The 22,955-nt window shown below is 41.2% G+C and carries 22 protein-coding genes; 7 read left to right on the forward strand and 15 right to left on the reverse strand.

All coding sequences use genetic code 11. The annotated features are described in order from the left end of the window. Positions 1 to 281: 281 nt before the first annotated feature. From MTN96_RS03270 to MTN96_RS03280, 3 genes are read left to right on the forward strand one after another with little or no spacing between them, the layout of a single operon-like run. Complete coding sequence (locus MTN96_RS03270; protein WP_248530730.1) at positions 282 to 1,286, forward strand: HlyD family secretion protein; 1,005 nt, start codon at positions 282 to 284, stop codon at positions 1,284 to 1,286. Further along, positions 1,286 to 4,075: a ribosome-associated ATPase/putative transporter RbbA gene (gene rbbA / locus MTN96_RS03275; RefSeq protein WP_248530731.1), complete on the forward strand. Its 2,790-nt coding sequence runs from the start codon at positions 1,286 to 1,288 to the stop codon at positions 4,073 to 4,075. Before MTN96_RS03270 ends, rbbA begins: the two co-directional genes overlap by 1 nt. Before the next feature lie 2 nt (positions 4,076 to 4,077). Then, positions 4,078 to 5,199 carry an ABC transporter permease gene (locus MTN96_RS03280; protein ID WP_248530732.1) on the forward strand — a complete coding sequence of 374 codons (1,122 nt, stop codon included), beginning with the start codon at positions 4,078 to 4,080 and terminating at the stop codon, positions 5,197 to 5,199. Between the two features lie 477 nt (positions 5,200 to 5,676). On the opposite strand, the gene MTN96_RS03285 is transcribed toward MTN96_RS03280, so the two are convergent. After that, the gene (locus tag MTN96_RS03285) at positions 5,677 to 5,841 is read right to left on the reverse strand and encodes a hypothetical protein (protein WP_248530733.1); all 165 of its coding nucleotides are present in this window, start codon (positions 5,839 to 5,841) and stop codon (positions 5,677 to 5,679) included. Between the two features lie 278 nt (positions 5,842 to 6,119). On the opposite strand from MTN96_RS03285, the gene MTN96_RS03290 reads away from it, so the two are divergent. Further along, positions 6,120 to 6,539 (forward strand): MAPEG family protein, encoded by a 420-nt coding sequence (locus MTN96_RS03290; protein WP_248530734.1) that lies wholly within the window; start codon positions 6,120 to 6,122, stop codon positions 6,537 to 6,539. A gap of 52 nt (positions 6,540 to 6,591) precedes the next feature. Here the strand turns inward: MTN96_RS03290 and yddG are convergent, their stop codons facing one another. The 3 genes from yddG to MTN96_RS03305 all read right to left on the reverse strand — a co-directional run bounded on the left by yddG (position 6,592) and on the right by MTN96_RS03305 (position 9,772). Continuing rightward, positions 6,592 to 7,494 carry an aromatic amino acid DMT transporter YddG gene (gene yddG / locus MTN96_RS03295; RefSeq protein ID WP_248530735.1) on the reverse strand — a complete coding sequence of 301 codons (903 nt, stop codon included), beginning with the start codon at positions 7,492 to 7,494 and terminating at the stop codon, positions 6,592 to 6,594. A 179-nt stretch (positions 7,495 to 7,673) separates the two neighbouring features. Further along, positions 7,674 to 9,521 carry an ABC transporter ATP-binding protein gene (locus tag MTN96_RS03300; protein ID WP_248530736.1) on the reverse strand — a complete coding sequence of 616 codons (1,848 nt, stop codon included), beginning with the start codon at positions 9,519 to 9,521 and terminating at the stop codon, positions 7,674 to 7,676. 110 nt (positions 9,522 to 9,631) lie between these two features. Beyond that, a complete protein-coding gene (locus MTN96_RS03305) occupies positions 9,632 to 9,772 on the reverse strand; it encodes a phosphate-starvation-inducible PsiE family protein (protein ID WP_248530830.1) in 141 nt (46 codons plus the stop codon). A 394-nt stretch (positions 9,773 to 10,166) separates the two neighbouring features. Between MTN96_RS03305 and MTN96_RS03310 the strand changes: the two genes are divergently transcribed. Continuing rightward, complete coding sequence (locus MTN96_RS03310) at positions 10,167 to 11,561, forward strand: M28 family peptidase (protein ID WP_248530737.1); 1,395 nt, start codon at positions 10,167 to 10,169, stop codon at positions 11,559 to 11,561. A 119-nt stretch (positions 11,562 to 11,680) separates the two neighbouring features. Next, positions 11,681 to 12,127, forward strand: coding sequence for a DUF4826 family protein (locus tag MTN96_RS03315; RefSeq protein WP_008110031.1), 447 nt, complete (start codon positions 11,681 to 11,683; stop codon positions 12,125 to 12,127). Between the two features lie 97 nt (positions 12,128 to 12,224). Here MTN96_RS03315 and MTN96_RS03320 read toward each other — a convergent pair whose 3' ends face one another. Genes MTN96_RS03320 through MTN96_RS03335 form a run of 4 tightly spaced genes read right to left on the reverse strand, consistent with a single transcriptional unit; the run spans position 12,225 to position 15,136 of the window. Next, positions 12,225 to 12,692 (reverse strand): glycine zipper 2TM domain-containing protein, encoded by a 468-nt coding sequence (locus MTN96_RS03320; protein ID WP_248530738.1) that lies wholly within the window; start codon positions 12,690 to 12,692, stop codon positions 12,225 to 12,227. 16 nt (positions 12,693 to 12,708) lie between these two features. Continuing rightward, positions 12,709 to 13,326, reverse strand: a complete 618-nt coding sequence (gene lpoB / locus MTN96_RS03325; protein ID WP_051894383.1) for a penicillin-binding protein activator LpoB — start codon at positions 13,324 to 13,326, stop codon at positions 12,709 to 12,711. 11 nt (positions 13,327 to 13,337) lie between these two features. Beyond that, a complete protein-coding gene (locus MTN96_RS03330; protein WP_036982869.1) occupies positions 13,338 to 13,763 on the reverse strand; it encodes a YcfL family protein in 426 nt (141 codons plus the stop codon). 8 nt (positions 13,764 to 13,771) lie between these two features. Then, positions 13,772 to 15,136 carry an adenine DNA methylase gene (locus MTN96_RS03335; protein WP_248530739.1) on the reverse strand — a complete coding sequence of 455 codons (1,365 nt, stop codon included), beginning with the start codon at positions 15,134 to 15,136 and terminating at the stop codon, positions 13,772 to 13,774. 216 nt (positions 15,137 to 15,352) lie between these two features. On the opposite strand from MTN96_RS03335, the gene MTN96_RS03340 reads away from it, so the two are divergent. Further along, a complete protein-coding gene (locus MTN96_RS03340; RefSeq protein ID WP_248530740.1) occupies positions 15,353 to 16,228 on the forward strand; it encodes a DMT family transporter in 876 nt (291 codons plus the stop codon). On the opposite strand, the gene MTN96_RS03345 is transcribed toward MTN96_RS03340, so the two are convergent. The 7 genes from MTN96_RS03345 to MTN96_RS03375 form a co-directional block, all read right to left on the reverse strand. Continuing rightward, entirely contained in the window at positions 16,215 to 16,910 is a 696-nt protein-coding gene (locus tag MTN96_RS03345) for a M15 family metallopeptidase (protein WP_248530741.1), read from the reverse strand. The two genes, MTN96_RS03340 and MTN96_RS03345, sit on opposite strands and share 14 nt — an antisense overlap. Beyond that, a complete protein-coding gene (dapE, locus tag MTN96_RS03350; RefSeq protein ID WP_248530742.1) occupies positions 16,910 to 18,040 on the reverse strand; it encodes a succinyl-diaminopimelate desuccinylase in 1,131 nt (376 codons plus the stop codon). Before dapE ends, MTN96_RS03345 begins: the two co-directional genes overlap by 1 nt. Beyond that, the gene (locus MTN96_RS03355) at positions 18,040 to 18,384 is read right to left on the reverse strand and encodes an ArsC family reductase (protein ID WP_013464787.1); all 345 of its coding nucleotides are present in this window, start codon (positions 18,382 to 18,384) and stop codon (positions 18,040 to 18,042) included. The genes dapE and MTN96_RS03355 overlap by 1 nt, the downstream gene beginning before the upstream one ends. Before the next feature lie 4 nt (positions 18,385 to 18,388). Next, the gene (locus MTN96_RS03360; RefSeq protein ID WP_248530743.1) at positions 18,389 to 18,886 is read right to left on the reverse strand and encodes a PTS glucose transporter subunit IIA; all 498 of its coding nucleotides are present in this window, start codon (positions 18,884 to 18,886) and stop codon (positions 18,389 to 18,391) included. Positions 18,887 to 18,889: 3 nt separating this feature from the next. Beyond that, positions 18,890 to 19,276, reverse strand: a complete 387-nt coding sequence (locus tag MTN96_RS03365; protein ID WP_029609972.1) for an ACT domain-containing protein — start codon at positions 19,274 to 19,276, stop codon at positions 18,890 to 18,892. A 221-nt stretch (positions 19,277 to 19,497) separates the two neighbouring features. Beyond that, complete coding sequence (gene pta / locus MTN96_RS03370) at positions 19,498 to 21,651, reverse strand: phosphate acetyltransferase (protein WP_248530744.1); 2,154 nt, start codon at positions 21,649 to 21,651, stop codon at positions 19,498 to 19,500. Between the two features lies 1 nt (position 21,652). Further along, a complete protein-coding gene (locus tag MTN96_RS03375; RefSeq protein ID WP_248530745.1) occupies positions 21,653 to 22,867 on the reverse strand; it encodes an acetate kinase in 1,215 nt (404 codons plus the stop codon). Between the last annotated feature and the right edge of the window lie 88 nt (positions 22,868 to 22,955).

The raw sequence follows: 22,955 nt of genomic DNA on the forward strand, positions 1-22,955 counted from the left end.
TGATGTTATCCCTTTCTTTTATCCTGCTGTTTTAAAAAATCACTAATAAATAGTGCATTAACTCTAATTTATATTGATCCACATCATCTTTATTAGCGGTGAGGATGGTAGATTAGTGACGCTGGATTTTTAAGTTCGTTTAAATTGCTTATTACAACTACCCATGTTGTACTTTCAAGGCAGGGTTGCTTTAATATAACAAATAGCGTGCTGTATCATAAAAATTTTTACCTTGACTACCCTCACTTACATTACTTTATACATACATGGAGTTTTAGCACATGACAATTAAATCAACGTTCAAATCTTTGAGTAAGCTCGCTGTTTTGGTCATTGTGGGGGGGGCTGGCTGGTATGCTTGGCAAACCTTGCAGCCTACATCATTTGCTGAACAACTCCCTAACAGTGTTGCCTATGGAAATGGGCGAATTGAAGCGACTGAGTACGATATTGTTACAAAATTACCGGGCCGCTTAGTTGACGTTATGGTGCAAGAAGGCGATATGGTCAAAGCGGGTCAAACGTTAGCGGTTATTGACACTGATGATTTAAATGCACAGTTACGTGAAGCTGAGGCGGGGCTTCGTGTTGCTAATGAGTCTCGTAAATACGCATTAGCGATTGTAGAGCAGCATAAAAGTGAGCTTAATTTTGCACAAACTGAATTGCGCCGCTCTGCAAAATTATTGGAAAAAGGCCATATTTCAAAAGAAGTGGTTGATCAACAACGAACCACCTCTGCTATTGCGCAAGCTGCTTTAACCGCGGCAAACGTAAAAGTTGTGCAGTCGGATGCTGAAATAGAAGCAGCGCAGGCACGTATTGAGCGATTACAAAGCAACATAGCCGACAGCACGCTCACAGCACCAATCAATGGACGCATATTGTATCGATTAGCTGAACCTGGCGAAGTGCTTGGCAGTGGTGGTAAGGTTTTATCGTTATTGGATTTAACCGATGTTTATATGAGTATATATTTACCAACAGCGCAAGCGGGCAAGGTAACAATAGGCTCACAAGCGCGCATTGTTATTGATGCTATTGCCGAGTATACATTACCGGCTAAAGTGACGTTTGTATCTGCACAGGCGCAATTTACCCCTAAATCGGTAGAAACCCGAAACGAGCGCGATAAACTGATGTTTAGAGTTAAGGTAAAGCTCGACTCGCAGTTATTAAAAGATCATATCAAACAAGTAAAAACAGGGGTGCCAGGGCTTGCTTATGTGTTGTTAGCGCCTGAAAAAAATTGGCCTACGTCATTACAGGTACGAGTGCCTGAATAATGGATAACGACGATAAAAACATTCAACAGCCATCAAGTGAAAGTGTGGTTAGGCTTACTAAGGTGAGCCATCGCTATGCTAATAATCGCGTGCTTGACAACATTAGTATTTCATTACCTGCCGGGAAAATGGTCGGGTTTATAGGCCCTGATGGCGTAGGAAAATCAAGCTTGCTGGCACTTATCGCAGGGGCAAGGGCGATTCAAGAGGGGGAGGTTGAGGTATTAAACGGCAATATGCGCAGCAGTGGTTTTCGTAATACGGTGTCGCCACGCATTGCTTACATGCCTCAAGGACTTGGCAAAAATGTGTATCCAACACTTTCTGTGTTTGAAAATATAGATTTTTTTGGTCGTCTATTTTCTCAAAATAAAGCCGAGCGAAAACAACGAATTAATAACCTTTTAAAAAGTACAGGCTTAGAGGCATTTGCCGATCGCCCCGCAGAAAAGCTCTCTGGCGGGATGAAACAAAAACTCGGTTTGTGCTGCGCACTGATCCATGACCCTCAAATATTAATTTTAGATGAGCCAACAACCGGGGTTGATCCGTTATCACGTCGTCAATTTTGGCAATTAATAAACAGTATTCGCGCTGAAAATACACAGATGAGCGTACTGGTTGCGACCGCCTACATGGAAGAAGCCGATGATTTTGATTGGCTAGTCGCTATGGATGATGGAAAAGTAATCGGTACGGGCAGCCCACAAAACCTAAAAACGCAAACGAATAAAGAATCGCTTGATGAGGCGTTTATAGCATTACTTCCTGAAGAAAAGCGCCATGATCATCAGCGGTTAGTTGTGCCACCTCGTAAACAAGACATAATCACAACTCAGTTCGCTATAGAAGCAAATGGATTATGTAAAACATTTGGTGATTTTACCGCCGTTAACAAGGTGAGCTTGAGTATTGAACAAGGTGAAATTTTTGGCTTTTTAGGCTCAAATGGCTGTGGAAAAACCACCACAATGAAAATGCTTACGGGGTTACAACCGGCAACTAGTGGCGAAGCAAAATTGTTTGGTGAAAAGGTCGATGCCAATAACATCGAAAGCCGCAAACGCGTTGGTTTTATGTCACAAGCGTTTTCGCTTTATAACGAGCTTACAGTGAAGCAAAACTTGGTATTGCATGCGCGTTTATTTCACTTGCCTGCAGAGAAAATAGAGCCGCGCGTTAAAGATTTAATTACTCGGTTTAACCTTAAAAAATACAGTGACGATTTTCCTACCGATTTGCCCTTAGGTATTCGCCAGCGTTTATCGCTTGCTGTTGCGGTAGTACATAGCCCTGAAATGCTCATACTTGATGAGCCCACATCGGGGGTAGACCCCGTTGCGAGGGATGACTTTTGGCAGCTACTCATTGAGCTTTCGCGCGAACAAGGCGTGACTATTTTTATTTCGACTCACTTTATGGATGAAGCGGCACGTTGCGATAGAATTTCGTTAATGCATGCAGGTAAAATACTTGCCAGCGATACGCCAGCTGCACTGTGCCAAGCGCGTAATACCGACACACTAGAAGCTGCCTTTATTGAATATTTAGAAGAGGCGGTAAATGCAGCCGGAGCAAGCTCGGCGATACAAGCATCGATAACGGATAAAACCAAAGCATTGGATTCAGCGCCCGCTACTTGTAAAAATAACATTAACCCCGCATTTAGTTTGTTGCGGTTATTTGGTTATGCGCATCGCGAAACGCTAGAGTTATGGCGCGATCCTATTCGCCTAACGTTTGCTTTGCTGGGCTCGATAATTTTACTGTTTATTTTAGGTTACGGCATTACATTTGATGTTGAAGATTTAAGCTTTGCGGTACTAGATCAAGACCAATCGCCCGAGAGCCGCAACTACATTCAAAATATGGCAGGTTCACGTTACTTTATTCAAAGAGCAGATATTAAAAGCCCGCAAGAGCTTGATAAACGAATGCGAAGTGGTGAGTTAAGCGTGGCCGTTGAAATTCCACCTAACTTTGCTCAGCAATTTAAACGCGGCCGTAAACCTGAAATTGTAGTGTGGATTGATGGTTCTATGCCGTTTAGGGCAGAAACGATTAATGGTTATATGAGCGGCTTGTATTACAGCTATTTAACCAACTTATCTTTGCGCACTTATGCACAAGTACCAAACTTAGTGCCAGCTAATATTGAATCTCGCTATCGTTATAACCAAGATTTTAAAAGCATTGAGGCCATGGTGCCGGCGGTTATTCCACTGCTATTAGTATTTATTCCTGCGATATTGATGGCGCTTGGCGTAGTGCGGGAAAAAGAGTTGGGTTCAATCATAAACTTATATGTAACACCGGTTAACCGGCTGGAATTTATTATTGGCAAACAGCTGCCTTACATTTTAGTGAGTATGATCAGCTTTTTTGGCTTAGTCGCACTTGCTATTACTGTGTTTGGTGTGGCGCTAAAAGGCAGCTTTTGGGCGCTTAGTTTGGCTGCATTATTATACGTTACAGCGACTACCGGAGTTGGGCTGTTAATTTCGGCTTTTACAAAAACACAAATTTCAGCATTGGCAGCCACTACGGTGGTTGTGTTAATGATTGCCGTTAACTTTTGTGGGCTAATTGACCCTGTTTCTTCCTTAGAAGGGTTTGGCGCTATTATTGGCAAACTGTTTCCGACTACCTACTTTTTAGAGGCGTGTCGAGGGGTCTTTAATAAAGCGCTTAATTTTTCTGATTTATCAGCCCAGCTACTGCCTTTATTCGCTTTTATACCTGTGCTGACTCTGGCCAGTGTATTTTTACTTCCAAAGCAGGACAAATAGCCATGCAACGTCACGGAAATATTGTTAATTTAGGTATTAAAGAGTTGCGTAGTTTATGGCGTGATAAGGTTTTACTGCTATTTGTTTTTTTTGCTTTTACTGGGTTGATTTATGTGGTGGCTTCAGCCACGTCGATAGAGTTAAATAATGCGCCGATTGCAGTTGTTGATCACGACCAATCGCAATTATCTAAGCGTATTATTAATGCCTTTTATGAGCCTTACTTTAAAACGCCAGACAGTATTTCATTAAGCGATGTTGACTCAGCTATGGATAATGGCCGCTATACTTTTGTGCTTAATATTCCGCCTTATTTTGAGCGTGATGTACTTGCAGCTAAGCAACCTACAATTCAAGTAAATATAGATGCTACGCGCATGTCGCAAGCATTTATTGGTGATAACTATATTCAAACCATTATTAACGGCGAAGTAAATGAGTTTGTGCAAGGTTATCGAACCGTTTATTCACTGCCAATAAAGCAATCGGCGCACATTATGTTTAATCCAAACATGACAAGTGTATGGTTTGGTAGCGTGATGGAATTAATGAACGTGATCACAATGATTTCGATTATTTTAACTGGCGCCGCGGTGATCCGTGAACGCGAACACGGCACATTAGAGCATTTATTAGTGATGCCGTTAAGCCCCTTTGAAATAGTGATGGCGAAAATTTGGGCCAATGGGTTAGTGATTTTATTACTAACTGCGTTTTCATTATTTATTGTGATCGAAGGTTTGTTACAAGTGCCTATTCATGGCTCGCCAGGCTTATTTTTATTTGGCGTTGCTATTCATTTATTTGCGACCACATCGCTGGGTATATTGTTAGGCACACAGGCGCGCACCATGCCGCAACTCGGGTTACTGATGATCTTAATTTTATTACCATTACAAATGCTCTCTGGCGGTGTTACGCCGCGTGAAAGTATGCCTGAGGTGGTGCAAAATATTATGTTATTGGCGCCAACAACGCATTTTGTAAAATTTGCTCAAGCTATTTTATACCGAGGAGCAGGGTGGGATGTAGTTTGGCCTTACTTTTTAGCATTAACTGTTATTGGCAGTGTGTTTTTTACTGTTGCATTAATGCGCTTTCGTAAATCAGTGGCGCAAGGTTAGGGTAATATACCAACCTGCATAAATATTTGAACAATTTAACGAATTAAATCACCCTATAACGTTGTTAAAAATTTTTCATTTAGAACAACTAGATATCAAAAATTTTGCCTAGTTATAGAGCAATTTTCTTATCGTTAAAATAGATCCCATATCCAAGCAGATTGGTATTAAATATAACGCGTGTTTTCAAAAAATCACTTTAAGATAAAGCCACCCGTTAACGTTAAAGCGCTAATGGGTGGCTGTTGAAGTATGGGGGAGTGATACCATCCGCAATAATTATTAAGCGAATGGGTTTGACTTAGTTTAGTCTTGGGTTAAGTGGTAAACCTTTCAGTTGTTGTAACGCGTTGTTTGCTAAACGAGTATTTTGTTGTGTGTGCATACCTAAAGACGGTAGCTGATCCGCATTCAAAACCAGTTTATATTGGCTTAGCGTTTGTATAAGATCAGCGTTTAATACACTGTAATTAAGCGCTATTTTTTTGCGAAATTGCGTTTAATGGTGGCTACGTCTTTGTATTGTGCCAACTTAGCCAAGTTTTCACCTTTTTCGATTTCATATTGAGCTGAAAAAGCGGGCGCTGATACACAGTTCAATAGCGCTAAGGTTACCAAGCGTTTGGTTATTTTATTCATCATATTCATTTTACCGTTCCGTTATCAGTAACACCATAAAACAACACTTAGAATAAATGCTAAAATAAAAATTATAAAATACGTAATTGGTACTGGTTTTAAGTTGCGCTCAGACTCTAAAAAATACTAAGACGCTGTGATAGAGTAAGTTTTATATAAAGAATGAATCTATTACAAAAAATTATTTTACTAAAAAGTAATTGCTATATACATCAGTGGCTTATCTTTGGCTTGATAGTTGCTGTAACTACTACTCTAATAACAACACAAAGGATTAAACAATGACCGATATAGCACATTCAGCGTTTATAGCATTTTATTTATATTTAATTATGATGTTAGTTCAGTGGGCAGTGGCGACGTTTAGTAAAGCCAAACAGCCTGGGGCTGTACCAGGAAAAATTGATAAAGACCTATCTCATGAGAGTTTTATATTTAGAGCGCATCGCACCTTTCATAACACATTAGAAAACAGTGCGTTATTTATAGGAACGGTTTTATTTGCCTTTGTGATGAATTATCACAGTTCGGTTTTTGCAATCTGTATTTGGGTTTACGTTATTGCACGTTTAATTCATATGGTACTGTATTACGCCATTGCCACAGAGAAAAACCCCAGCCCGCGTAGTTACTTCTTTTTAATCGGTGTGATTGCAAACATTGTGATGTTAGTGCTGTTAGGACTGCGATTAGCAAGCTAATTAAATGATTAAAGCGAAAAGCAGACAGTCCCTAGCTTTTCGCTTACTTATTTTATTGGGCTGGCTTTGTTTTTCGGGTCACCATAAAACACATTAATGAGCCTAATGTAACTAATACTACGCCTTGCCAAAATGCGTTGGTGAGCGATAGTGATAAGTAAATAGAGGCAAATAGCGTAGACAATACAGGAATAAAGTAAGACAAGGTGCCTAACAACACTAGGTTACCGCCAATTATTGCTTGGTTCCATAGTGCGTAACCTCCACCAATAACCACCCCTGCCAGCAATAAAGTAAAACTAGAATATACGTTAAACTCAAAGCTGGGTTCATTACTCAGTCCGTAACTTATCCATAAAGAGATTGCCGTGGCTGCAAAAAATACACTAATGGCATTTTTACCCTCGCTAAGTTTAACCGTTACACTGCAATACACAGCCCAAATAAACGCTGCTGCAAACGCCATAGAGTAGGGCAATGGGTTGTCGCTAATATTAGCGGTTAATACAGCCATAGATAAACCACTGTTGCCTGCAATACACCATGCAACGCCTAAAAATGCAATCAGTATGCTCGGGTAGACTAATACGCTTACTTTAGTGCGGTTAACAATAATCGAAAATAAAATGGTTAACGCTGGCCAAAGGTAGTTAATAATTGCCATTTCTAACGCTTGTTGGCGACTATTTGCAAAGCCGAGGGATAACGCTAAACACATTTCGTAAATAACAAATAAGCTGCCACCAAAGACTAAATAGCGTTTTGGGTAATTGCTTAGCCTTGGTACACCCATGACTAGTATTAAAAAAATCGCACTGACGCTGTAAATTAAAGCAGCACCGCCAATTGGGCTGAATAATTCTGATAAATCACGAATAAAGGCAGTTAAACTGCTCCAAAGTAAAATAGCGAACACCCCATAGAGGGTGTATTTATGTTTGCTTAAAAATGACATGGTGAATTGCTTGATGAATGATAAAAAGTCAGTCGCGAATGTGGCATTTAAAAAACAGTAGGGCAAGAGGTAGACTATAAAATTCGACTAAATAACTATAAATAGCTTTAAAATCAAAGAATAAGTTTAATTTTAGCAAACAAGAGCGGGCTATAATAGCCCGCCCTCAATTAGTTTAATTACTCAACGCCAATAAAGCCGCCGGTTTGATGTGCCCAAAGAGCAGCATAAATGCCGCCTTGGGCAATTAATTCATCGTGACTGCCTTGCTCTACAACGCCGCCTTCATCAAGCACGATGAGTCTGTCCATTTGTGCAATGGTCGATAATCGATGGGCAATGGCGATTACTGTTTTACCTGTCATTAAATCATCTAAGCTTGCTTGAATAGCCGCTTCGACTTCTGAGTCTAAAGCGCTGGTGGCTTCATCAAGTATGAGGATTGGCGCGTTTTTAAGTAGCACGCGTGCAATAGCAATACGTTGGCGCTGACCGCCTGACAGGGTGACCCCTCGTTCGCCAACTTGCGCATCAAAGCCTTTGTTGCCTTTGCTGTCTTCTAAATCGGTTATAAAATCAAGGGCTTTGGCTTGCTTAGTCGCATCGAGCATTTCGGCTTCTGTGGCATCGGGTCTGCCGTATAAAATGTTATCTTTTACTGAGCGATGTAGTAGGGATGTATCTTGGGTAACCATAGCAATATAGCGGCGAAGGCTTTCTTGGCTTACATCCGTAATATTTTGGCCATCAATACTAATGCTGCCTTTGTCGGTGTCGTAAAAACGCAGCAACAAGTTAACTAATGTGGATTTACCCGCGCCAGAGCGACCCACTAAGCCGATTTTTTCACCGGGTTTAATGTTTAAGTTTAATCCGTTTATTACGGGGCCACGGTTATTTTCATTCGCGGCTTTACCGTAGTTAAAATGTACATTATTAAAGTCGATTGCCCCTTGGGTGACCTGTAACGTTTCGGCTTCTGGTTTGTCATCCACCGCAATAGGATAAGAAAGGGTGCGCATGCCATCAGCCACGGTGCCAATGTTTTCAAACAAGCTGCTAATTTCCCACATGATCCATTGGGCCATGCCATTGAGCCTTAATGATAAACTCAATGCCACGGCAATCGCTCCTGCACTAATGGCGCTTAACGACCATAAATACAAAGACACAGCTGCTACCGAAAACACTAACAAATAGTTTAAGCTTTGAATAACCACGTTTAAGCTGGTGACCAAGCGCATTTGTTTATAAACAGGCTGTAAAAATACATCCATACTTTGTTTAGCGTATTGTTCTTCGCGTTGAGTGTAAGAAAACAGCTTAATGGTTGAAATATTTGTGTAGCTGTCGACGATACGGCCGGTCATTTCTGAGCGTGCATCAGCTTGTGAACTTGCAATACTTTTTAATCGGGGTACAAAGTAAATTTGCACGCAAATATACAATGCTAACCACACTAATAATGGCAACATTAAACGCCAGTCTGAGGCGGCCACTAAAAACACCATTGAGCCAAAGTAAACAGCAATGTACATAAGTACATCAAGTAACTTAGTGACTGACTCACGTACTGCTAATGAGGTTTGTAATACTTTTGTAGCGATACGCCCAGCAAATTCGTTTTGATAAAAGCTGACACTTTGACGCAGTAAATAACGGTGTGCCAACCAACGAATCGACATAGGGTAATTCCCCAATAGCGCTTGGTGTAAAATAGCTGATCTAAAAAACACCACTACAGGCATGACGACTAAAAGCATTAACCCCATTTTTATTAACGCGGATTGTTGCTGCGAAAACAGCTCTTCAGGTGTGTACTCGCCAAGCCAGTCAACCAGTTGGCCCATATAACTAAATAAAGACACCTCTAAAATAGCGAGTAATGCGGCACTGAGCGACATAAGCACTAACGACAGTTCCATGCCTTTGGTGTAGTGACGACAAAATGCAAAAAGGGTTTTAGGAGGCTGAGATGGAGAACGCTCTGGGAACGGTTTAGTCATCCGTTCAAATAGTCGATACATATTAACTGCTTAATTAAATATTTATAAAGATGTCCCATTATACCATTGTAAAACACAAAGGCGCAGTGGGAATGAGGTGTGCGTCGGTTAACTCAAGTTGAGTTAACCGTTTATAGCTTAGTGTGGCCGGTTTTATTTTTTACCAGCCAATACGATATATCCAGTGCTAAAGTAACTAACGCCAGGCCAACAATTTGCTCTGAGGTCACTAATTTTAAATCGAGGACAATAATTTTACACGCCACAACCATCAATGCGGTAGCAATAACCAGTTCAACGGGCAGCGAGCTAGAGCCTAAATATAACCGGATTTAGTAAATCAGGGGATCAACATGATCATCTGGTAATTTTTCGTGTTTCTTCATGTTATTTCAGCACCTTATTGATTAAATTAGCCTTTATAAAATGATAGCTGATTAATTTTGTTTAGCACTATATACGGTCAAAACAGTATAAGTGATTATTTTTATTAAAATAGTGTGCTTGAACAGAGGACTTGTTTGGTGAGGGTTAAATTGTAAGTAAAATTCAAGGTGTTAATAATCTGTAATTAAGCGTGTGATTTTTAGTGTCTATCTCAAAAGGTTTGCGGTTATTGGTTTCTGCTGTCATGTTGGTAGCATTCATTATGAGGATAACAATGCGATGTCTTATTTAGGTTTAAAGTTAGTTAATCGACTTATAAAGTATGGTGTGTTGACATCATTATGCTCTGTAACGCTTACAAGCTTTGCTGGCGAGTCTACACAACAAGCATCATTGCATAAAATTGCACAAGAAATTTCGGCGCAGCGTATTGAGAGTGATATTCAAACGCTGGTGAGTTTTGGTACGCGACATACGCTATCAGAGACTAAGTCTGATACACGTGGTATTGGCGCTGCAAGGCGTTGGATTAAAAAAGAATTTGAAGCGATTTCGGCACAATGTGGTGGCTGCTTAGAAATAATAGAGGTAAAACAAACCATTTCGGGAGAAAAGCGCATTCCTAACCCTGTAGAAGTGGTTAACATAATTGCGATTCAGCGCGGCAGCATTGAGCCTAATCGTATGGTGATGATGTCGGGTGATATAGACTCGCGCGTTAGTGATGTAATGGATTTTACCAGCGATGCGCCAGGTGCAAACGATAACGCTTCAGGGATTGCCGGTGTTATTGAGACAGCGCGTGTTTTATCGAAATATACATTTAATGGCTCGGTTGTTTACGCGGCGCTCTCAGGTGAAGAGCAAGGTTTATTTGGCGGTAAAATTTTAACCGCTTATGCGCAAAAAAATAATTGGCAGGTTCATGGTGTTTTAAATAACGACATGATTGGTAATATTACCGGTATTAATGGCGTAACCGATAACACCACTGCACGCATTTTTTCAGAAGGGACGCGAGTGGTTGAAACCAAAGAGCAAGCGCGTACTCGTCGTTTTACAGGTGGCGAAGTTGACTCAGCGAGTCGTAATTTAGCGCGTTACATAGACACCATTGCCGATAAGTACATTGAAAATTTAGACACTATGCTGGTATACAGACTCGACCGATTTGCTCGAGGAGGGCATCATCGCCCATTTAATGATGCGGGCTTTGCGGCTGTACGTATAATGGAAACTAACGAGCATTACGACCGTCAACATCAAGACCTACGCACCGAAAATGGCATAGTGTACGGTGATACCATCGATGGGGTTGATTTTGATTACGCCGCAAAACTCACGTCATTGAATGCGGTGAGCCTAGCGTCAATGGCATGGGCACCAGCGCCACCGAAAGAAGTGAAAATTAGTGGTGCCGTACGCGCCAGTACCACACTTTCTTGGCAACCATCGGAAGATAAAAATATTGCCGGTTACAAAATTTACTGGCGCTATACGAGTGAGCCACAATGGCAATACAGCCAATGGGTTGATAATGTTAGCGAGTTTACGCTTAAAAATGTGGTTATTGATAACTACTATTTTGGCGTTGCTAGCGTGAATAAACAGGGTGTTGAATCGCCAGTGGTGTTCCCCGGTGATGTGGGGTCGTTTGATCACAACATAAAATAATCGGTTTGCTTAAAAACCCAGCAAACAGCTGCGAATAAGGTGTTAAGCACGCTATTTATGCTTGCGCCTTATTTGTTATGCCCTTAAAGTGTAAACAAAGAAGTAAAAAGGTTATTAAAATGCAGCAACAAGAACAAAAACCATTAACACCAGAGCAGCAAGCTGAACTTCAGCAACAAGAAATTCAATGGCAGCGCGAATGCTTTCAAAATGCGCAAAAGCATTTAGCTGAAAAAGGCATTATGCCCAAAACATTGCTTGAAAAAGAAAGTCGCTTTTTAGCGCCTTTATGTGCGCTTTGGAAATTTAAAGCGCAAAACGGTAAAAGCTACTGGGTGATCACCGGTCGTTTACCAACTGATCATGCTGAAGCGTCTGCAGCAAAAGATGCACGCGATGCAATGCGTTATTTTTCACTGCAGTGGCAGTTAAAGGCCGATCAAATTATTACCGCGGGTGCGCGAGATAAAACCCAAGCTGATTTTGCAAATTTACTGATTAACCGTGCACATGGTTTATATGAAATGCATGAAAACGAGCAGCTTTGGGCAAAAGAACCCGCTTAATAAATAAAAGTGAATACATTAAAAAAACCTAACTTAGCGACCTAAGTTAGGTTTTTTGTTGGAACTTTAATAATTAAGCTCGAAACATAAATAGACTCTAATAAGCGCTATCTACGCGGACTGTGTTATTAGTTAAATAAATAAGACGCACATTATCACCTTGGTGAAAACGCATAGCGGGATCGTTGTCTTGTACCACCATAAATTGCTCACCACTTTCTACTTGTATTAGCAGTTCAACTAATTGGAGGTTTTCATAGCGTTGTGTCTGTTGCTGATTATGCGCAACATTACCACCAATCACTGATCCTAAAATAGTCGCTACTGTGCGACCGCTGCCACCACCAAACTGGTTGCCAATAACACCACCTAATAGGGCACCCCCAAAGGTTTTCCAACCGTTACTTTTATCGTGAACCAATTGTTGCTCTGTAATGTTGCGCACCGACTTCACTTTACCAAATAGTACTTGCTGCACAGGAACGGCTTTATTGCGTTCATAGTTGGCAAAAGTGGGGGCGCTAAATATTAATAAAGTGCATAAAAATAAGCTAAGTGTTTTCATGGTTCGCTCCTGTTAGTTACCAACCAAAGGTAGATTTTTCACGGGTTTTACGAATTTCAGTTTCGTCAGCCCATTCAACAAGGCCACTTTGCATATCCATTAAGCGCATTGTAAATTTGTAGTATACATCGGCTTTATCAGCATTGGATTTAACAATGCTCGATAGGTTACCGTACAGCATATATTGCGCACCAATTTGTTTACCAAAGGCCACCGCAGTGCTTGGATTGATCAGTGCATCTTCATTTTGAAATGTAAGTTGTTCACGAACCGCTTCTACACGGGTCATATCAACAAATCTAAATTTTCCACTGCGAAGTAATTGAGTCGAAATTGAGTCGGTAATTGACTCAGTGTCTATGTGTTCACTGGTTTTGTTTTTAATACGCTCAACAAATACCACAGGGCGTGTATTGGCAGTCATAGTACCAACCACTGGCGAACTGAGCAGTGAGTCGGTCATTTGCGAGGCTACTTTTTGTAGGTCGGTAGAGCCAAAGTTTATATCTGTGGTTTCTACGGCTTGGGCATCACCATAACTAACGACTGCTTTATTAGCACAGCCGGTTAGTGTGAGTGCGGCTAGGCCTAAAATTGCATAGCCAGAGAGTGATTTGAATTGTTTATTGATCATCATGGTTTCCTTTAATCTTTAAATTTTTGAGCTTCAGTAGACACTTCTCTTACAGCTAAAGAGAAAGTAACGGCATTAGGGCTAGGCGCGAGTCCTGCAAGTTGAGTTTTAGCAAAGCCAAATAATGTGAGGGCTTGCCACGGCGAGTGGTTGCCTTTAATTACAAAGCCATCTTTATCAAACCAGTTAAATTGATACTGTAAATATTGTGACTTTTTATAGGTACTCGCCAAGGTGACTACCACGTCGGTTAAGTTATTTGTTTGACGGGTTTTTACATCACTAATTAATAGCTTTTTTGCTAACTGTGGATTGTTAACATTGAGCTGCTCTTTGTAGGCGTTGGTAGTTTGTTCAACTCCAATGCCTGAGGTTACAGGTCGGCTGCTACATGCACTAAGCATAAACAACGCAATAATGGGGAGTATGTATTTCATGATGGCTCCTAAAGTTGCACTACATGGGAGTTAAAATAGTTATTAACAGAGGTTAGGTAGATTAACGTTAACCTTTGCTTACTAACGGTAAAATTTATTGGCGGTTGTGAGCCAACATTTAAGGTATGTTCGCCTGCAGCCACTGCACTGCGGGCAAGACTAATTTGATTGGGTAAGGTAAGCCAGCTGCGAGTATCGGCTTGCTCAGATGCAAGATTATATAAGTTTGCTAAAATATTCCCTACATCACCGCCACTGCGGGCAAGCTCAGCGCGCAGCTTTTCTTTCGCCACTAAGCGAAATATTTGTCTCGATACGCGCTCAGCAACTTGCTGCTCTAACGTTTTAGCGGCCAATGCTTCTAAGTGTACTAACGGGCTTAGTGATAATACATGGTCATTAATTTTGACGTTGTTAACGGTGCTTTCATAAGCATTATTTATATAAATGGGCATGGCGAGACTATAAAAGCGGGCGTCTCCTTGTGAAGTATAAATGGGTAATCGTAATTTAAATTCGTGTTGTTTTGGTATCAGGCCTTGTTCGAATAATATAACCACTTCACCTTGGTTTTTTTCTAAGCTGTTAACTTCGCCAAACTGGCGTTTAAATTGGTTATAGTCATCAGCAAAACCTTGTTGCTTAGCAAGACGCAGTACATCGTGTTGTAAATACGGATTGTTAGGTTGTATTTCGAGCGCTTTTTTATAGTCTATGTAGGCATCATCTCCTTGCTTTGCCGTTTCATATAGCAAGCCTGATAAATAAAACGTGTACGCATTTTGAAAGCCATTTTTAGCCGAGCGAATTAAGTTATCCATATTGGGGTAGTGTTGCTGTGCTTGGGCAACGGCATTATCAAATTCGCTTTGATTATTTAGTAGTTCATCAACTTGTACTTTATTAGCACGGCGTATTTCAACTAAGGCGCTTTCAATATCATGTTTATAAACATAATTGAGCGCTTTGTAGCTATGCAACATACTCATTTCGTAGGCGGGCGGTGTATAACCAATAGCTGAGTCGTTGGTTAACAGCGCATTACTTTGCTCAAGCCCAGCACTTACTTGTATTTTTGCAGCTTGGCGCTTAGATTGCATTTGTTGATAGACATTTTCAAAATGAATTTGTGCGTTATCGGGGTTATTGGCTAAATCCGCGATGCGGCCTTGCTCTAATTGGCTCAGTAAATAATTACTGTGTGTTTTGCTGTTTTTGCTTATTAAGGAGCGTGCACTCTCAATATTATTATTCGTAATGGCTTGTCTAATAGGGGTGGTATTAGTGGCGTAATCATTAAAGAGATCGTCAAAGCCAATGGTGCTACAACCACTTACAATAAAGCAAAGACTAAAAGTTAAAATGTGACGCACACGCACTCCTTCTTATTTATTCTGTAAGGTTAACATACTGCCAATAAATACAAGTGTGAAAGATTGTAAAAAAGCGTAGTGTATAAACATAGAACAAAAACCCTTAACAAAAACTTTATCATTTAAAAAATAACCATGTTAACGTTTACAACATTGGGCGTTAATTTAATCGGTATATAAATACGGTACATATTTATCAATACGTTAGGAATTAATTTGAAAGCAACACTGTTTACCATTATCGCGTTAGTTGCTTTTGCTGCAAACTCATTATTGTGTCGGTTAGCGTTGGCGCAAGGCTACATTGATGCGTGGAATTTTACCGTTATTAGGTTAATGAGTGGGGCAGTGTGTTTGACCATTATTATGCTGCTCTACACTAGGCAGTTAAATAAAAAAGCGCAGTTAAGTAATCCTATTATTAACGATACTGGCAGTTGGCGAAGCAGTGCTAGCTTATTGATATATGCGCTGTGTTTTTCTGTTGCTTATATCGAGCTTGATACCGGTATGGGGGCGCTTATTTTATTCTCAGCGGTGCAATTTACAATGATTGGCTGGGGCATATATAAACAAGAGCGTTTAAGTGCTGTGCAATGGCTTGCATTTATAGTGGCGTTTGCGGCATTTGTTTACTTAATGCTGCCCTCACAGACAGCACCACCGCTGATGGCTGCATTATTAATGAGTATAAGTGGCATTGCGTGGGGAATTTACAGTATTCGTGGCAAGGCGTGTGTGTCGCCGCTAAGAGCTACTACCTTTAATTTTATTCGTAGTTTATTAGTGCTACCTATTTTAATTGTGGTGGGAATGAGCCAGCTTAAAAATATACGTATCGAAGGAGCGTTACTTGCAATAGCCTCAGGTGCCATCGCATCTGGCGTAGGGTACAGTATTTGGTATGTGGCTATGCCACTATTAAAGAGCACGCATGCAGCCATAGTGCAGTTATGCGTACCCGTTTTGGCGGCTATTGCAGGGGCTGTGTTTTTATCTGAAACATTAACTGTACAATTTATGCTCCCCAGCAGTATCATTTTACTAGCGGTATTGGTTTTTACTTTAAATAAAAAGACTAAAACTGCTTAGCTGGTGGACTTACATTGATCACAAAGCGTTCATACAATGCAGGTAAGTGGGTTAAAATAGCGTCTTTACCTAATAAATCACTGTGTTTAATGCAGTCGTGCAACACTTCTGGCGTAAGGTGGCGAATAAGCTGTGCTGATTGCGCTATGTGGCTAATATGCCAAAGCTCAGGAGCTACCCCGCCTAAGTCGAACTGGTAAGGTCGATAAAACCCAAATTCTGCTAGATGAGTGTCTAGCCATTGGCTTAGTTTAGCAAAAGGCCCACCTTGCTGATATTCATTAGGACTCAATTGCAAAACATAATCGTCACTTACTGCGCCTTTATCGTAAATATCTAAATCAGTCCCTAAATGATGGCGACTCGCCCCCGGTAGCGCAGAATAAAGCATAATGGCAATGCATTTATCAATATCACTGAGCGAATTAATATCAACGTGTTGCTGGGCTTTGTTTAATACCGGCCGCTTAGCGGAAAATTTAGCGTTCCAAATAGCTGATTGACGGTTAAAATCCCGAAAACTTGATGCAATACATAAGTCAAGGCCTGCTGATGCAGCCGCTGTTTGCAGTGCAATAAAGTCATTTACAATATCGGCATGCAAAGAGTGATTTTGTATGGCAACTAAATGTGCATCACTTTGGCCAGTGATGCATTGTATGAGTTCTTTATTTGCAGTCATTAAGTTAACAGGTGCTCTAATATTTGTTCGTAAATATCGGCCAGCGCGATTAGGTCGTCGGTGCTAACACACTCGTCCACTTTATGAATAGTGGCATTACGTGGCCCTAATTCAATAACTTTAGCACCCGTTTGTGCGATAAAACGACCATCTGAGGTGCCACCTGTTGTTTCTAAGTTAGTGGTTAACCCCGTTACCGATTTAATGGCGGCTACGGTGGCATCAACCAATGGGCCGTGATCGGTTAAAAACGGCAAGCCATTCACAATCCAATTGAGTTCATAATTTAAATTGTGTTTTTGTAAAATGGAATTTACTTTTTGTTGTAGTTGTTGATGAGTAACTTCGGTACTAAATCTAAAATTAAATTGTACCTCTAGCTCCCCAGGGATCACATTGCCTGCGCCCGTACCGCCATTAATATTAGAGATTTGAAAGCTGGTGGCTGGGAAAAAATCATTACCCATATCCCACACAGTTTGGCTTAACTCGGCTAAAGCTGGCGTGGCTAAATGAATTGGGTTTTGTGCTAAATGTGGATAGGCCACATGACCTTGCACGCCTTTTATAGTTAAAAACCCCGTGAGTGAACCACGGCGGCCATTTTTAACCACATCACCGAGTACATCGCGAGAAGAGGGTTCACCTACAAGGCACATGTCTATTTTTTCACCGCGCTCCTCTAAAGTATCAATAACGCGGGTAGTGCCGTTAATAAACGGGCCTTCTTCATCTGAGGTAATTAAAAACGAAATGGAACCTTTGTGATCTGGATGTTTAGTCACAAAGCGTTCGGTTGCCACAATCATCGCTGCTAATGAGCCTTTCATGTCGGCAGCGCCACGGCCATGCAATAAGCCGTCTTCAATTAGGCCTGCAAAAGGCGGGTGCTGCCAGTTTTTTTCAGGCCCAGTGGGCACCACATCAGTATGACCGGCAAAACAAAAATGGGGCGATTGGGTCCCTTTACGTGCCCATGTGTTTAGGGTATCGGTAAAAAATAGCGATTCAATATCAAAGCCAATGGCGCTTAGACGTTCATTCATAATATGTTGGCACCCGGCATCTTCAGGTGTAACCGACTCTCGCTGAATTAAGGCTTGGGCTAGGGTAATTACTGGATGGGTCATTATTTAAAAATCTCATCGTATTGTGCTGCTTTAAAGCCTAAGTGATATTGCCCGTTATTAACAAGAACAGGACGTTTGATCATCGCCGGTTGTTCAACGAGTAAATCTATAGCGGTTTGTTTAGTCAAGCTTTGTTTTTGCTCATCAGTAAGCGCTCTGTACGTTGTGCCACGTTTATTAACCAATTGTTCCCAATCAATATGTTCTGCAAAGTCGCTTACCATGTCGTTATTAACGCCGTCTTTGCGGTAGTCATGGAAAGTGAATGCGATGTCGTTATCGCTTAGGTATTTTTTTGCTTTTTTAATTGTATCGCAGTTGCTAATGCCATAGAGAGTGATCATAAATCTACTCCTTTTTAATAATAGTTAATAAGGTATCTACACCGGCATTAACTTGCGGGTGAGAATAATGAAAAGTGCCTAAATTATGGCCGTTGAGAATTATAAGGCTGGCTAAAATAGGCGAGTCGAGCTCACGTAAATCAAAATAAGCAAGGCGTTGGCCTTTGGTTATTTTGCTGCCGTTAAGCTGAGCAATATGAGTATGCGTAAGTGTTTGTGAATCGGGAACAGCTAGGTTTATTAATACTTTTAAGCCGTTATTGGCTTTTAAAATAAATTCACAACCGGCACTTTTTACCTGCAGTAAGGTGCCATTGAAGGGCGCTAATACTTTATGACTCGATAAACTAACAACAATACCTGGGCCGAGTGTGCCAAAACGAAAAAAGGGTTGTGGATGCTCTTCCATTGGCATTACTTTACCACTGAACGGACTCGTGATTTGTATCGCGTTTCGGGGTATTTTATTTTTAGTTAAATAGCTAACGTCTTCAGATTTCATTATTTATTGAGTTACCACGTTGTAGCCATCGGCTTTAAGGGCTGTAATTGCTTTGGTGACCGTTTGTTTTTTTACTAAAATATAGTCGGTATCGTAGGTCGATATCGAAAAAATGGACACGCCGGCTCTGGCTAATACGCCTGACAGGTTTGCCATAATGCCAGTTAACGAAAACCCTAAAGGGCCTATTACCTCCAGTGCTTGCCAATTAGATTCAGTGTCTTGGCTATCAATAATAAAGTCGACAGGGCAAACAACTGACAGTTCATCATGCGTTTTTGAGATAAAAAATAACGGTTGCTTTAACAGCGCAGGCGGTATGTCAGCATCAAGGGCTAAACTATGAATAGATAACACGGTGCTGTGTAATTGTAATGTTTGTTTTGACATTAAACGTATCGCCAGCAGCAAAATAATAGCTTTATAGTATAGAGTATTGAAGCTAAATTAAAGGCTCAAGTTTAGGCCGTGCTATATTTTTATTAGCTAAAAAATAATTGTCCACAATTTCTGTGGATAAGCTTGGGGGTTGTGAGGTATAAATAGCCTAACCAGTTGATTATTAAACAAAAAATGGCTAGGCTATAAAAAAGGCATGTTAATTACAGGCCTTAATTAAGCGCTTCTACTTGCGCCGCCTGAATGGCTGTTAAAGCAATGGTATACACAATATCGTCAACTAATGCGCCACGGCTCAAGTCGTTAACAGGTTTGCGCATGCCTTGTAACATAGGACCAATACTGGTCAAATCAGCACTTCGTTGCACTGCTTTGTAGGTGGTATTACCCGTATTTAAATCAGGGAAAATAAACACGGTTGCTTTACCGGCAACCGGGCTATCTGGCGCTTTTTTAATAGCTACACTTTCCATAATGGCCGCATCGTATTGCAATGGCCCATCGATAATGAGATCAGGACGCTTTTGTTGGGCAATTTTTGTTGCTTCGCGGACTTTTTCTACATCAGCGCCACTGCCCGAATTACCCGTGCTGTAACTTATCATTGCTACACGAGGTTCTATGCCAAATGCGGCAGCAGAATCGGCAGATTGAATTGCAATGTCGGCTAGTTGTTCAGCATTAGGATCAGGATTAATAGCACAGTCACCATAAACAAGCACTTGATCAGGCAAAAGCATAAAAAATACCGACGAGACTAATGATGAACCTGGTGCGGTTTTAATCAACTGTAAAGGCGGGCGAATGGTATTAGCCGTGGTATTGACTGCCCCTGAAACCAGCCCATCTACTTTTCCTTGCTCTAGCATCATGGTGCCCAGTACCACGTTATCTTGCAGTTGTTCCTTTGCAATAACGTCAGTTAAGCCTTTGTTTTTACGAATTTCGACCATAGGTGCTACGTAGTCATTAATAATACTAGTTGGCTCTATTACAGTCACATGCTCGTTCAGTTCAATCCCTTGTTGCTCCGCGATTCGAAATATTTCATCGCGATCGCCAAGTAAAATTGTTTTAGCAATGCCGCGCTGGCCACAAATAGCAGCGGCTTTAATGGTTCTAGGTTCGTTACCCTCAGGCAGTACAATCGTTTTATCCGCTTTACGTGCTTTATCGGTTAATAAATACCTAAAGGCCGGCGGGGATAACTTGCGGGTTTTTCCCACACTTTTTGCTAATGTGTCCAGCCAATCAGAATCGATATGTGCAGCGTTATGATCTTTTACTTTTTCAATGCGTTGTTCATCGTCGCTAGGCACTTCTAGGTTAAAGTTATGCAACAATAAAGAAGTGCGCCAGGTATCGCCCTCGGTTGCCAAAATTGGTAGGCCAGTTTGCATAGCTTGTTCACATAGCGCCATAATACGCGGCTCAGGCTCAAAACCACCGGTAAGTAAAATTGCACCTAGTTTTGTGCCATTCATGGCCGATAAGCAAGCTGCAACGAGTATATCTGAGCGATCGCCAGGGGTAACCAATAACGCACCTGGCGTAAAATAGTTTAAAATATTGGATACCGTGCGGGCACAAAATGTAATTCGTCTGAGTCGGCGGTGTACCATATCACCTTCGTTGATAATAGTGGCTTTTAGATAGGCACTTAAATCTTTAACACGTGGGGCAACCAGTTCAAAATCCCACGGAATAGCGCCGAGTAACATAAACGGGTTTTTTCTAAAAATAGGTAAAGAAGCTAAGCGGTTTAATTCGTTATCAAGCGCTTCTGGCTTATAGGTATCGACTAAATCGGCGCGAGCACGACCTTCCTCATCAAGGGGGGCGTTTACCTTATTAAAAATACAGCCAAGCACGCGAGGATGGTCAATGCCACCATAGTTACCAGCGGCTATTTCTAGTCGGTCTTCAATTTGAGTAATGTTGTAATTGCCAGGGGTAAGTACAAAAATGATATCCGCCCCTAAAGTTTGTGCGATTTCGCGATTTACTCTCCCCGCATATGGTTGGCGACGGGTAGGCACCATGCCTTCAATAATAGCCACTTCATCATCGTTAATTTTACTTTGAAAACGCTCTACAATTTCTTCTAGCAGGTCATCGCCTTTGCCATCGCCAATCATTTGCTCGGCATAATCCAGCGCAAATGACGTAGGTGGATCAATAGGTGAGCCTTGGGTAACAATTTGTGTTGACTTTTCTGGGCCTGTTTCACCCGCGCGTGGTTGAGCTATAGGTTTAAAAAAATTAACTTTAACAGTTTTCTGTTCCAGCGCCCTTACCAAACCCACCGATACTGAGGTTAAACCTACCCCTGTAGAGATAGGAACCAACATAATACGACGAGCCATATTATAACTCCTTGGTAATGTTTGCGGCATCAAGTGCGATCACCCATTCTTCGTTAGTGGGCATAACGACCGCTTTGCTACGTGAATCAGCTGTACTAATTAACCCAGCTTGGCCAAAACGTGCATCAAGGTTTGCTTGTGGGTCTAAATTAATACCTAAAAAGGCCAATTGTTTAAGTACTTTATCACGGATAATATCGGAATTTTCGCCAATACCGCCGGTAAAAATAACTGCGTCTAGCTGTTGCAGCGGGACCATGTAAGCGGCTATTTGTTTTGCGAGGCGGTAACAAAACATATTAAGTGCCAGCATAGCTTGCTGGTTGCCTGCAATAGCGGCTTCTTCTATGGTACGACAATCGTTAGACAACTCGCTTATGCCTAATAAACCACTTTTTTGATTGAGTAAGTCATCAATTTGCTGAGCAGTGTAATCGAGTTGCGTGGTTAAAAAGTTAAATAGGCCCGGATCAATGTCGCCACAGCGCGTACCCATAATAAGCCCTTCAAGCGGGGTTAACCCCATACTGGTATCAACACTTTTGCCATTTTTAATCGCACACACTGAACAGCCGTTGCCTAAGTGGGCGCTAATAAAGTTACTGTTTTCAATAGGAAGAGCCAACAACTTCGCAGTTTGTCCTGCCACATAAAAATGGCTGGTGCCATGAAAACCATAGCGCCTAACACCAAAGTCTTTATAAAGCTGATAAGGAAGGGCATAAAGATAAGCGACTTCATCCATTGTTTGATGAAATGCCGTATCGAACACGGCTACTTGCGGTAAGTTTTTAAATGATGCTTGCGCTGATGAAATACCCAGTAAGTTAGCGTGGCCATGCAAAGGTGCTAGCGTGGCTGCTTGCGTGATACCTACAATAACGCGTTCATCAATTAATACTGATTGGGTAAAATGCTCACCACCATGCACAACACGATGACCAACAGCAACTAGTTGCTCATCAAGATTGTGATCTTTTATTAAATCAACCAGCGTATCAATCACATGCGCGTGTGCCTGATTAGCAGCAAGTTTAATGGTGGTCTTTTCTCCCTTAAATTTATATTTTATTGAGGGAGCATCTGCACCTAGGCGCTCAGCTAAACCTGAAATAATGTCTTTTCCTGTGTTTGCATCAATAATTGCAAACTTTAAACTTGAGCTTCCACAATTAAGTACCAAAACATGGTTTGGTTTTTTTGGGAGAGTTGGCATAGAATCATTTTCCATTTAAATATTAATCAGTACACTTGGTTGATATATAAGCATTGTAGGCTTAAATGGGTCTAGACTAAAGTGTAGT

This window comes from Pseudoalteromonas sp. 2CM28B (assembly GCF_023161935.1).